This window comes from Burkholderiales bacterium (assembly GCA_015075645.1).
In the GTDB taxonomy this organism is placed as follows: domain Bacteria; phylum Pseudomonadota; class Gammaproteobacteria; order Burkholderiales; family Casimicrobiaceae; genus VBCG01.
The window spans coordinates 139090-151413 of sequence record JABTUF010000007.1; the positions used below are offsets into that span (position 1 = coordinate 139090).

Sequence of the window (12324 nt, forward strand, 5' to 3'; positions counted from 1 at the left end):
ATGAATGCCCCGCCCACGGTCACGCTGCGCCAGATGCAGGCGTTCGTCCTGGTGGCCCGTCAGGCGAGTTTCACGCGCGCGGCCGCGGCGCTCCACCTGACGCAGTCGGCGACGAGCGCGCTGGTGAAGGAACTCGAGGAGCGCCTGGGTCTCGTTCTTCTCGACCGCACGACGCGAAGCGTCGGGTTGACGCGCGGCGGCGAGGAGTTCCTCGCTCGCGCCGAGCGCATCCTGGCCGACGTCGCCCACGCCGTGGCCGACACCCACGACCTCGTCCACAAGCGTCGCGGGCTCGTCTCGATCGCCGCGTCGCCGATGTCGTCGTCGACGTTCCTGCCCGGGGCGATCGCCGGGTTCGCCGCGCTGCACCCGTTCGTCCGCGTGCAGCTGCACGACATCCTCACCGACGGCATCCTCGAGGAGGTGCGCAACGGCGCGGCGGAACTCGGCATCGGCACCTTCCAGCGGTCGATTCCCGACGTCGCGTTCGTCACGCTGTTCGAGCACCGTCTCGGTGTCGTGATGCCCGCGGCCTCTCCGCTGGCGGCGAAACGCCGGCTCGCCTGGCGCGAGCTCGCCCTCGCCCCCCGCATCTCGATGTCGCCGTCGAGCGCGTTCCGACCGCTGGTGGACAACGCCTTCGCGGCGGCGGGCGTCGCCGTCGAGCGGCCCCGCTTCGAAGTCGGCTACATGGGCACCGCCGTCGCGCTGGTGGAGGCCGGGCTCGGTGTCGCGATCCTGCCCGAGCGTGCCGCCGCGCTCGCGCGCAGCGGTTCAGTCTGCTGGCGGCCGCTCGTCGATCCGGCCGTGGCGCACCCGTCGACGCTGGTGACCCGGGCCGGACGCACGCTCTCGCCCGGCGCGCGTGCGTTCGTCGATTACCTGACCGATCACCTGGGTGCCGCGTCGGGGAAGGCGGCGCGAAGCACGCGTCAGAACCGCACGGCGGCTCCGAAGTTGGAGAGCGCGCGCAGCGCGGAATAGGCGGCGAGCGACGAGGTCTTCGCGTTGTCGGGCAGCGGCAGCCCGGCCATCGACACCTCCAGGTCGCCGAAGGCGCCGCGCGCGACGACGTGGTGCAGGTTGCGCTCGATGCCCGGGTCGGCGACCAGCCGCACCTGCGTGCGATCGAGGCCCAGGCCCGCGAGCGCCACCGTCGCCGCCACGTTCGCGTTCTTCGGGTAGCGCTCCGCCGCTTTCCGCGCGCTGCCCTCGAAGACCACCGTCGCCGCTCCCAGCGCCGCGAGGTCGAACGCCTGCTCCGCCGGCGTACCGCGCCAGGCGAGCGGCGGCTTGCGCCCGGTGTAGACCACGTCGTCGAGGCCGGCGAGCCGCGCGGAGGCGATCGCGTCGATGCCGCCGATCGCGCCCGCCGCCAGCGTGAGCTGCGACCGGCCCGCGGTTGCCGCCGCCTCCAGGCGCGAGGCGAGAGCGTCCTCCGCGAGCGCACCGACGGACACCATGGCCACGTTCACGCCGCGCTCGAGCAGCGGCACGACGACCTCGCGGACCGCCGCGTGCCCGGCGCATTCGAGCGCGCAGTCGGGAGGCGCGTCGAGTTCGTCCAATTCCGAGATCACCCGGACCGCATCGCCGAGCGAGCGCTGCAACGCATCGCGCCGCGACGCCCGCTCGAGCACATGGGTGACGCGGAGCGACGCATCAGCGCGAAGGCGCGCGAGCACCAGTCGTCCGATGGCTCCGCAGCCGATGATGAGAGCGCGTCTCATTGGCAGTGCTCGCGGACCCGGCCCATGCCGCCACGATACCCGATGCGCCGCGGGGCGCCGCAGCGAAGGCGAATGCAGGTACCATCGGGCATCCCCGGCGCACCGCATGCGCTTCGCGTGCACGACCACGGACGCCGACGGAACCCCGCGATACCCGCCTTCGCTTGCCTCTGGGAGAACGATCATGAAGTGCGCAATCCGCTCGGCGGCGGCTGCCGTCGCCGCCCTCGCCCTCGTCGCCGGCTGTTCGGACAGCGGCAGCCCGTCGAAGCCCGCCGCGACCAACGCGCTGGTGCTCTACGCGTCGCATCCGACCGAGATGGTCGACACCTTCGTCAAGGCCTTCGAGAAGGAGAACCCGGGCGTCAAGGTCGAACTCATCACCGGCGGCACCGGCGACCTCCTCGGCCGCGTCAAGGCCGAGAAGGACCGCCCGCGCGGCGACGTCCTGTGGGGCGGCAGCTCGACCACCGGCGGCAGCGCGCCGGAGCTCTTCGTCAAGTACGACTCGCCGGCGCTGAAGGACATCAGCAAGGAGCTGCACGACCCGGCCGGCTACAACGCGCCGTTCGACGCGTTCGCGATGGTGATCGTCTACAACAAGGACCTCGTGCCGGAAGCCGAGGCGCCGAAGACCTGGGCCGACCTCGCCGACCCGAAGTGGAAGGGGAAGGTGCGCTTCGCCAACCCGTCTTCGTCGAGTTCGTCGTACGCGGCGATGATCAACTGGAAGCTGATCGGCGACTGGGCGATGATCGAGAGTCTCGCGAAGAACATGATCATCGACGACAGTTCGAGCGCGCCGTTCACCGCGGTGGCGCAGGGCGAGGCGCCGCTCGGCGTCGCCTACGAGGAGGGCGCCTACCGCGTGCAGAAGACCGGCAAGGTCGGCATCGTCTACCCCTCCGACGGCGTGATCTTCCAGCCGGGCGGTCTCTTCCTCATCAAGGACGGCCCGAACGCGGTGAACGCCCGCAAGTTCGCCGATTTCGTGCTCTCGACGCCGCAGCAGCAGACGCTCGTCGACCGCTTCACCGGCCGCCGCCCGGCGAACACCACGGTCAAGTATCCGGAAGGCATGCCCGCGGTCTCGCAGCTCAAGGTGCTGCCCTACCCGATCGACGACGCCAAGAAGAACCAGAAGGAATGGCTCGCCCGCTGGAAGGAGATCATGATCGCCACGCGCTGACGGGCCGCGGCGCTCATGAAGGGATCTCCTTCCGCGGCCGCCGGCGTCGAGCTCTCGGCCGTCAGCATCCATTTCGGCGACGTCGCGGCGGTGCGCCATGCCACGCTCGCCATCGCCGGCGGCGAGTTCTTCACGCTGCTCGGCCCGTCGGGCTGCGGCAAAACGACGCTGCTCCGTGCGGTGGCGGGCTTCTGCCGGCAGTCGCAGGGGACGATCCGCATCGGCGGCGTCGCAGTCGACGACCTCCCGGCGTGGCACCGCGACACCGGCATGGTGTTCCAGAACTACGCGATCTTTCCACACCTCGACGTGTGGCACAACGTCGCCTACGGGCTCGCCCACCGCGGCGTCACCGGCCCGGAGGCCGAGCGCCGGGTGGCGGAGACGCTCGCGATGGTCGACCTGACCGGCCTCGAGAAACGCATGCCCAAGCAACTCTCGGGCGGCCAGCAGCAGCGCGTGGTCATCGCGCGCGCGGTCGCGGTGCGCCCGCGCGTGCTCTTGATGGACGAGCCGCTCGCGAACCTCGACGCGAAGCTCCGCGTGAGGCTGCGTAACGACCTGCGTCGGCTGCAGCGGCGCCTCGGCATCACCACGATCTACGTGACCCACGACCAGGAGGAGGCGCTCTGCCTCTCCGATCGCATCGCGGTGATGAGTGGAGGCGCGATCTTGCAGGTGGGGAGCCCGGAGGAGGTGTACACCCGTCCGGCGGCGCTGCGCGTCGCGGAGTTCATCGGCGAGGGCAACTTCCTGCGCGGGCGGGTGCAGGAACGCGGCGAAGTCGTGCTCGCCAATGGCGCGCGTCTCGCGGCCGCGGGCACCGGAGCGGAACTGCGCGGCGAGGTGTGGGCGGGATTTCGACCGCAGGACGTGTCGGTGCGCGCGACGGCGGGCGGTGCTCGCGCGCCGGACGCCTCGCGTACCGCCGCGGCCGATGGGGCCGAAGGAGCCGTGCGAACCCAGCACGCTCTTCGCGGCGTGATCCGGTCACGCACCTACTTCGGTTCGCAGGTGCGCCACGACGTGGACTGCGGGCTCGACCGCCTCGTCTGCGCGCAGGTGTCCGCGAGCGGCATGGCCGGTGCGCTCGGCGAAGGCGCGTCGGTCGAACTCGCGGTCGATCCGTCCCGGGTGATGCTCTTCCCCGGCCAGGACGCCGAGGCGGACCTGTGAGCCGAGACGCCGGCGCGCTCGCGTCGGCCGCGCCGCGCCGGGCGCGCGTCGACTTCTGGAGCGCGGTGACCGTCGGCGCGCTCGGCGTATTCGTGCTGCTGCTCGTCTACCCGCTCGTGCGCCTGTTCGCCGCGAGCCTCGCCGGCGAGGACGGCGGCGTGGCGACGATGCTGCGGACCTACGGCGAGTTCTTCACCCGCCGCTACTACTACGAGACGCTCGTCAACAGCCTCGTCGTCAGCACGCTCGCCACGGTGCTCGCCACGCTCCTCGGCGCGCCGCTCGCCTGGTTCGTGAACCGCCACGACATTCCGGGCAAGCTCCTGCTGCGCGCGCTCATCGTGCTGACCTTCGTCTCGCCGCCGTTCATCGGCGCCTACGCGTGGATCCTGCTCCTCGGACGCAACGGCGTGATCACCGGGTGGCTCGCGCAACTGGGGCTCGCCCTGCCGCCGATCTACGGCGTGAACGGCGTGGTCCTGGTGTTCACGCTGCAGGCGCTGCCGTTCGTGTTCCTGATGGTGAGCGCGGGGCTCAAGACGGTCGACCAGAGCGTCGAGGACGCCGCGATCAACCTCGGCCGGCGCCCGTCGGCGGTGGCGCTCACGGTCGTCGCGCCGCTGATCGTGCCTTCGCTCGCCACCGGGGCGCTCCTCGTGTTCGTGACCTCGCTGTCGGACTTCGGCACGCCGATGATCATCGGCGAGAGCTTTCGGGTGCTCGCGAGCCAGATCTACACCGAGTTCGTCAACGAGCACGGCGGCAATCCGGTGGTCGCGAGCGCGCTGTCGCTGATCCTGCTCGCGATCACGGTCGGTGCACTGCTGTGGCAGCGCGCCTGGGTGAAAAAGCGCTCCTACGGTCAGGAAACGGTGCGCCCGCTCGCCGTCCGCAGCCTGTCGCGCGGCGGCCGCGTCGCCGCGACGCTCTACGTCTACGCGCTGGTGCTCGCGGCGAGCCTCCCGATCTTGACCATCGTCGTGTCGTCGTTCCTGAAGGCCCGCGGGCCGCTGATCACCGGCGAGTTCACGCTCGAGGGCTACGCCAACGCGCTGCGTCTGCCGCACGCGCTCGCCAACACGGTGATGCTGTCGGGCGTGTCCACGCTCCTGTGCGTGGCGGCGGGCGCGCTCGTCGGCTACGTCGTGGCGCGCAGGCGGGGACGCCTCGTCGGCGCGCTCGACGCGTTCTCGATGGTCCCGTACGCCGTGGCGGGCGTGGTCATGGGGATCGCGATGGCCGTCGCCTTCGGCGGCAAGCCGTTCTACCTCGGCGGGACCGTGGCGATCCTCGTCGCAGCCTATTTCATCCGGCGCCTGCCCTACTCGATCCGTTCGGTCGCCGGCATGCTGGGCCAGATCGGGACGCAGGCCGAGGAAGCGTCGGTCAACCTGGGCGTTCCGCCGGGCCGCACGTTCTGGCGCGTGACCGTCCCGATGGTGACGCCCGCACTCCTGTCGGGCGCGCTCCTCACCTTCGCGACCATCGCGCGCGAGTTCAGCTCCACGGTGATCCTCTACAGCGGCGCCACGCGCACGCTGCCGGTCGAGGTGTTCGCGCAGGTGCTGCAGGGCAACTTCGCGAGCGCGTCCGTCGTCGGCACGGTGCTGATCGCGGTGAGTCTCGTGCCCATCGTGATCCTGTTCCGGTTCATGGCCCGCGACGAGGACGTGCTGCTCTGACCGAACCCCGGCGCGGTCGCGGCCGCGCGACGCACCCGCGCACCCGGTCAGGCGGCCATCGCCTTCACGTCGGACAGCAGCGAGGCACCGTCCGCGCCCATCGCGTCGTCGAGCATCGGATACATCATCTGTTCCTCCTTCGCGTTGTGCGGGACGAGCACCTCGACGAGCGCCTGCGCGGCGCGCTGGAACCCCGCGGCGTCATGGGCGGCCGCCGTCGAACGGAGCTGCCGGAAGATCTCCTGCATCTGCACGTGCTCCTCGCGCATCTGCACGCTCGGCCCCGCGGAGGTCATCCCGGTGCGCTCCTCGAACGCAGGGAAGAGCACGCGCTCCTCCATCTCGATGTGCCGCTCGAGTCGCTCGGCGAACTCGTGGGCTGCGCGCGCGAGCGTCGTTGCGTCGCCCGCCCGGGCAGCCGCGTGGGCACGCTCGAGGATGCGGTCGATCTCTTCGTGGTCGCGCTGCATGTAGCCGGTGATCGTTTCCATCGGGCGCTCCTGTCGTGGGGGACGCACCGTTCGCCGGTGCCGCGTGGGTTCGTGGGCGCGATGCGGCCGGGTCACGCGGTCGCGGCGGCCTTCGCCGCGGGCCGATGCACGACGACCGTGCACGATCCGCCGTCCTGGCAGGGCTCGAAGCGCTTGCGCGTCGCCGCCATCGCCGACCAGCGGCGCACGGCCGTCGCCGGAGCCTCGCCCTGTTCCGCCGCCGTGGGCGGGATCGGCCTGCCGTCGGCGAGCAGTTTCTCCACGCGCCGCAGCCCCAGGTAGGCCGCCCCGTAGGCGCCGTTCAACTGTCCGAGCCCGCCCGGCGCGACGTGGAAGCGCTCGCCGAGCGCGGTCTCGAGCGCCGAGACCATCGCCTCGTTGCGGGTCATGCCGCCGGTCAGCATGTAGCCGGGCTCGAGGCCGACGCGGCGCATCAGCTGGATCGCCCGCCCGCCGAGCGACACCATCGCGCCCATCATGATGTCCTCGGCCGCGATGCCGTTCGACAGGTGATTGATCACCTCGGACTCGGCGAACACCGCGCACACGCTGCTGATCGCCTTCGGCGACGTCGACCGCATCGCGTAGGGTCCGATGTCCTCGGTGGCGAGGCCGAGGTAGCGCGCGGTCTTCTCGAGGAACGCCCCGGTGCCGGCCGCGCACTTGTCGTTCAGGCGGAACGCCTTCACGCGCCCGTCGCCGTCGACCTTGATCGCCTTGATGTCCTGCCCGCCGATGTCGAGGATGGTGCGCGTGCCGGGGAAGAGGTGCACCGCCGCCTGCGCGTGCGCGGTCAGCTCGGTGATCTGCGCGTGGCGGAAGGCCACGGTGTAACGGCCGTAGCCGGTGGCGCCGACGTAGACCACCTGCGAGCGCTCGAGCCCGCAGTTCTTCATCAGGTCGTCGAAGACGCCCTCGGACGCTTGTGCAAGCTTGAACCCGGTGCGGCGCACCGCGGTGCCGACCACCTTGCGGTCGGCGTCGAGGGCGATCGCCTTCGTGTAGGTGGATCCGACGTCGATTCCGGCCACGTGGATCATGCGCCCTCCGATGCCAACGCCTCGGCCGTCCGTCCGGCTCCGCCGAACGCGTGCTCGCGCGCGACGAGCGCCGCGCCGAGCGCGCCGCAGAAGTGCGCGTCCGGGCTCACGTTGATCTTCATGCCCACCGCCTTCTCGACCAGGGCCACCATGGCGACGTTGCGGCTGACGCCGCCGGTGAACGTCACCTCCGCGTGGACGCCGACGCGCCGCGCGAGCGAGACGCAGCGACTCGTGATCGCCTGGTGCACGCCCATCAGCACGTCCTCGGGCAGGATGCCCTTGGCGAGGTGGCTGATGATCTCGGACTCAGCGAACACCGTGCAGGTCGTGGTGATGCGCACGGGGTTCTGCGACCGGAGCGCGAGCGGCCCGAGTTCGGAGAGCGGCATCTCGAGCGCGTAGGAGGCCGCGCCGAGGAAGCGCCCGGTGCCCGCGGCGCACTTGTCGTTCATCGTGAAGTCCGCCACCTGCCCGTCCGGCTTCACCGCGATCGCCTTGGTGTCCTGGCCGCCGATGTCGATCACCGTCCGCGTGCCGGGAAAGAGCGCCACCGCGCCGCGCGCGTGGCAGCTGATCTCGGTCACCTGCTCGTGGCCGAACGAGACGTTGTAGCGGCCGTAGCCGGTACTCGCGACGCGCGCCACCTGCGCCTCCTCGAGACCCGCATCGGCGAGCGCCGCCCGGAACGCGTCCTGGGCGATCGTCACCATGCTGGTCTCCATGTCGAGGAGCGCACGGCCGACCACCTTGCCGTCCTCGTCGAGGATGACCGCCTTGGTCTGCGTGGATCCGACGTCGACTCCTGCCGTGTACTTCATGGCCGCGCCTCCTCTCCCGGGGCGGCGTGCCCCTTCGTTCCCGGTCCCGCGCCGCCGCGCTGCTGCAGCGACTCGAAGAACGCGTCCACCCGGTTCTTGATCTGCGCGTCCGACCAGTAGCGCGGGTCGATCAGGTCGGACTCGATGTACAGGCTCGGCATGCCGAGACGCTGGTTCAGGTAGTTGCGCGTGTCGGCCATGCCGGAGGACACGAACCGGCAGCTCTTGATGCCGTGGAACACGATCCCGTCCACGTCGTAGTCGCGGATCTGCTGCGCGAGCCGCTCGTGCGCGAAGAACTGGTTCGACAGGCCCCGTTGCGCGGCGAGCGCGGTGATCTCGGCGAGGCTCTCGAGCGGTCGCGAGGTGTCGTAGACCATCTCGCCCGCGTCCATGCCGCCGGCGGCGAAGGTCAGGTAGTCGGAGTAGGCGAACACCCCGCCCCAGCTCTCGAAGAGCTCGACCAGACGGCGCATCGACACGTAGCACGGCGTGCCCGAGAACAGCAGCCGGAAGCGTTCCTGCGGGACCCGGCCCTCGCCGCGCGCGACCTTCGCGCGCAGCTGCTCCTCGAGGCGGCGCATGAACGTGACGCCCTCCTCGGTGCCGCGGTAGACGTTCATGATGCCGATGTAGGTGAGCCCGTCGAGCATCGCGTTGTACGGCGCCGGGCAGCTCCGGTTGAGCGCCATCACGGCGTTCCAGTGCGCCACCATCCGGTTCACCCGGTCCTCGACTTCGGCCAGACGATCGAGGTCGAAGCGCCGCCCGGTGATCTTCTCGCAGCGCTCGATCAGATCGCGGAACTGCGCCTCGACCCACTGGGCGTCGGCCATGTGCTGCGCGTCGCCGCGGCGCACCTGCCAGGCGCCCGCGCGCTGCCCGGGCAGGTCGAGCACGAACGTGGGCGTCTTCAGCATCCGTTCCCAGATCTCGCCCCACTTGATGAACGTGCTGCACATGTTCGACGCGATCGCGATGTCCGCCTTCGGGATCGTCCCCGCCGGGTGCTGCTGCTCGCGCAGGATCAGCCCGACGTCCGCCTTCACGTACGAGCACACGTCGGGCGAGTAGCCGTAGTCCTCGGACGCGCGCAGGTAGCTCTCGGAGACCTTGCGCACGCCGGTCTGCAGCGAGTTGATTTCGGGGAACACGAGCTGGAAGTCGAAGGTCCGCAGGATCTCGACCGCATTGCCCATCACGAACACGTTCGCGACGTTCTGGCCGCGCTCGCGCGCCTGGGCGAGGTCGGCGTACCAGTCCTTCATCAGCTGCTGGCCGGCCTGGTGCGCGTTGAACTCCGCGGCCGAGGTCGGTGCCGGCTTCAGGAGGGCAGCGGTGGTCATGGCGATTCTCCGGTCAGGCGGTGGCGAAGAGGAGCGACTCGGCGAAGGTCTCGAGCTGCATCGCCATCTGCTCGAACGACGTCATCTTTTCCTCGAACTCGAGCACGAGGTAGGGCACGCCGACCTGATCGAGGTGCTTCGACCACGCGACCTGCTCGTCCAGGCCCGGCTCGCAGAACTTGGCTGCGGTGACGATCGCCGCGTCGGCGCGGCTTTGCCGCAGCATCTCCATCAGGTAGCCTTCCTTGGTCTTGCGTTCGTCGTGCTGGACCGGGCTCGCCGCCGATCGCTCGACGAAGCTCTCGGCGAGCGCGCGCACCGGGTCGCCGGTCTCGGGGACGTCCGAGGTGATCCAGCGCAGGCCGATGAGCAGGTCGTCGTCGACGACGTAGCAGTTGTCGTCGATCGCCTCGAGCATCTCGAGCGGCGGCTGCTCGCAGAAGCCCCCGACGAACACGACGCGCGGCTTGTCCTGCGCGGCTCGCTTCCGCGCGCGGATCGCCGGGATCGCGCGCTCGAGCAGCGCGTTGTGCTCCTCGGCCGGGATGCGGGTGCGCGCGCGGGTCAGGAGGCAGGACTCGGTGCAGGAGAGCTTCCAGGGCTCGTCGCGCCGGATCGCGTAGAGCTCGCGGACGAGCGAGCGGTTGCGGTTGTAGATCCGCACGCTCTCGCGCAGGCGCTCGTCGTCGGCTTCACGACCGGCCTTCTTCTCGAGCTCGCCGCGCAGCCGCTGGTATTCGGCCGCGATGAAGCGCACCACGCCCGGCGTGTTCACGTTCTGCGGCAGGTAGAGGATCTGGGCGAGCTGCTCGGGAAAGTTCCGCGCCCAGATGCCGCCCAAGTGCTTCGCCGCGTCGCAGATCGGGTGCGTGACGAAGCCCGACAGGCCGCCGAGCGACCCGTTCAGGCCGAGTTCGGTGGTCGACCGGCAGATCGAGCACACGAACGAGCCCATGTGGGCGTCCGCGTGCTTGAGTTCGAGCTTGTTGCCGCCGCCCAGCACGCCGACCGGCAGCAGGCCCACGCCGTGCGCGAGTTCCTCGGGGAAGTACACCGGGAAGTGCCCGAGCGTGCCGGTGTAGCCGGTCGGGAGCGAGGCGTCGTCGGGGACGCCCGACTGGCGCAGGTCGTTGCAGTGCTCGAGGATGTCGTCGAGCCCGGCGTCGTGGAACTTCGGCGATGCGGTGGACATGGTCGGCGCCTCCGGAGGCTAAATCGGTATTGCGATACCGATTTGGATCATTCGCCCGGACGCGGGCCGGTTCCTTGACCCGGATCAAAGATACCTTTGCTATCCATCTTTTCGGCCGGGTGCTGCGATGCGGGAGGACGCGCCGCCGCGCGAGGGGATCCGGCGCCTCGCGCGCCTCCTCCCTCCGGTCCGGCCCGCTCCCCTCGCGTAAGATCGTTCGATGCCCGATGCCGCGCCCGCCCACCCCTACGCATCGCTCACGCCCGACCTCGTGCTCGACGCGCTCGACGTCGTCGGCGTGCGCGGCGACGGCCGCCTGATCGCGCTCGGCAGCTACGAGAATCGCGTCTACCAGGCGATGGTCGACGACGGACCGCCGGTCGTCGCCAAGTTCTACCGCCCGGGGCGCTGGTCCGACGCCCAGATCGGAGAGGAACACGCCTTCGTCCAGGCGCTCGCCGAGGCGGAAGTGCCCTCGGTGCCGCCGCGCGACATCGATGGCCGCACGCTTCACGTGCATCGGGGCTTTCGGTTCGCGGTCTACGACAAGTGCGGCGGGCGGGCGCCCGAACTCGACCGTGACGACGTGCTCGAATGGCTGGGGCGTTTCCTCGGACGCCTGCACGCGGTCGGCGCGGCCGGGGCATTCACGCACCGTCCCGCGCTCGATTCGGAGTCGTTCGGCGCCGCGCCGCGCCGCTTCCTCCTCGAAGGCGGCTTCGTGCCCGACGACCTGCGCGAGGCATGGAGCGCCGCGTCCGCGCTCGCGCTCGATGGGGTCGAGCGCGCGTTCGCGCGCGCCGGCGCGGTACGGACGCTGCGATTGCACGGCGACGTGCACCCGGGCAACGTGCTGTGGATCGACTCGGGCGCGATGCGCGGCCCCCACTTCGTCGACTTCGACGACGCGCGCTCCGGTCCCGCGGTCCAGGACCTCTGGATGCTTCTCGCCGGCGACCGCGCCTCGATGGAGCACCAGATGGCGAAGGTGCTGGAGGGCTACGAGCGGTTCCACGCGTTCGACCGCCGCGAACTCCATCTGGTCGAGGCGCTGCGCACGCTGCGCCTCCTGCACTACTGCGCATGGATCGCGGAGCGCTGGGACGACCCCGCGTTTCCGGCGGCGTTCCCGTGGTTCGGCACCACGCGCTACTGGCAGGACCGCATTCTCGAACTGCGCGAGCAGATCGGTGCGATGGACGACCCGCCGCTCGCGGCGCCGTAGTCCGTCCCGCTTCCCGCGTCATCCGTCGCGGCTCGCGAGCGCCGCGCGGACCGTGCGGCTGTCGACTCCGTCAGAACGTTGCATCCGCCGCGGCGAACGGACAGCGTCCCACGCGCGCCCGCCTACCACGGCCGGTGTGAAGTTGCACGAGAAATATTTGCAACAGCGCTGTTCAGTACATCCCATTGTCATGAACTCGCTCGATGGCGACCGGCAGCGCCACCGCATGAGAATGGATACATGCGCCCTCCAGTCAGAATGAGCGATCCGTGCATCCGCGCGCAGTTCGAAGACCATGCGCACATCGCGGGTGAAGCTGTCCAACACAAGCGTTGCGACACGCGAATGCACCGACGAGTGGAGGCTGCGCGATCTCGGAATCACGTGCTAACGTCCGCTGCGTTGGCAGGGATGACCGTCGTCAAATCGGCG

General features: G+C 70.3%; 11 protein-coding genes. 5 read left to right on the plus strand and 6 right to left on the minus strand.

Annotation, left to right across the window (positions count from 1 at the left end; genetic code table 11):
• The gene (locus tag HS109_18460) at window positions 1-984 is read left to right on the plus strand and encodes a LysR family transcriptional regulator (protein ID MBE7524350.1); all 984 of its coding nucleotides are present in this window, start codon (window positions 1-3) and stop codon (window positions 982-984) included.
• Here HS109_18460 and HS109_18465 read toward each other — a convergent pair.
• Window positions 933-1730 (minus strand): aspartate dehydrogenase, encoded by a 798-nt coding sequence (locus tag HS109_18465; GenBank protein ID MBE7524351.1) that lies wholly within the window; start codon window positions 1728-1730, stop codon window positions 933-935. The genes HS109_18460 and HS109_18465 overlap by 52 nt on opposite strands.
• 184 nt (window positions 1731-1914) lie before the next feature.
• Between HS109_18465 and HS109_18470 the strand changes: the two genes are divergently transcribed.
• From HS109_18470 to HS109_18480, 3 genes are read left to right on the plus strand one after another with little or no spacing between them, the layout of a single operon-like run.
• Window positions 1915-2919: an extracellular solute-binding protein gene (locus HS109_18470; GenBank protein MBE7524352.1), complete on the plus strand. Its 1005-nt coding sequence runs from the start codon at window positions 1915-1917 to the stop codon at window positions 2917-2919.
• Between the two features lie 15 nt (window positions 2920-2934).
• Complete coding sequence (locus HS109_18475; GenBank protein ID MBE7524353.1) at window positions 2935-4095, plus strand: ABC transporter ATP-binding protein; 1161 nt, start codon at window positions 2935-2937, stop codon at window positions 4093-4095.
• Window positions 4092-5777, plus strand: a complete 1686-nt coding sequence (locus HS109_18480; GenBank protein MBE7524354.1) for an iron ABC transporter permease — start codon at window positions 4092-4094, stop codon at window positions 5775-5777. Before HS109_18475 ends, HS109_18480 begins: the two co-directional genes overlap by 4 nt.
• A gap of 47 nt (window positions 5778-5824) precedes the next feature.
• Here HS109_18480 and HS109_18485 read toward each other — a convergent pair whose 3' ends face one another.
• The 5 genes from HS109_18485 to HS109_18505 all read right to left on the minus strand — a co-directional run bounded on the left by HS109_18485 (window position 5825) and on the right by HS109_18505 (window position 10667).
• Window positions 5825-6268, minus strand: coding sequence for a hemerythrin domain-containing protein (locus HS109_18485; GenBank protein ID MBE7524355.1), 444 nt, complete (start codon window positions 6266-6268; stop codon window positions 5825-5827).
• Window positions 6269-6339: 71 nt separating this feature from the next.
• A complete protein-coding gene (locus tag HS109_18490; GenBank protein MBE7524356.1) occupies window positions 6340-7308 on the minus strand; it encodes a 2-hydroxyglutaryl-CoA dehydratase in 969 nt (322 codons plus the stop codon).
• Complete coding sequence (locus HS109_18495) at window positions 7305-8129, minus strand: 2-hydroxyglutaryl-CoA dehydratase (GenBank protein ID MBE7524357.1); 825 nt, start codon at window positions 8127-8129, stop codon at window positions 7305-7307. Before HS109_18495 ends, HS109_18490 begins: the two co-directional genes overlap by 4 nt.
• The gene (locus tag HS109_18500; protein ID MBE7524358.1) at window positions 8126-9475 is read right to left on the minus strand and encodes a 2-hydroxyacyl-CoA dehydratase; all 1350 of its coding nucleotides are present in this window, start codon (window positions 9473-9475) and stop codon (window positions 8126-8128) included. The genes HS109_18495 and HS109_18500 overlap by 4 nt, the downstream gene beginning before the upstream one ends.
• A gap of 13 nt (window positions 9476-9488) precedes the next feature.
• Window positions 9489-10667, minus strand: a complete 1179-nt coding sequence (locus HS109_18505; GenBank protein MBE7524359.1) for a 2-hydroxyacyl-CoA dehydratase — start codon at window positions 10665-10667, stop codon at window positions 9489-9491.
• A gap of 220 nt (window positions 10668-10887) precedes the next feature.
• Between HS109_18505 and HS109_18510 the strand changes: the two genes are divergently transcribed.
• A complete protein-coding gene (locus HS109_18510; GenBank protein MBE7524360.1) occupies window positions 10888-11892 on the plus strand; it encodes a serine/threonine protein kinase in 1005 nt (334 codons plus the stop codon).
• Window positions 11893-12324: the final 432 nt, after the last annotated feature.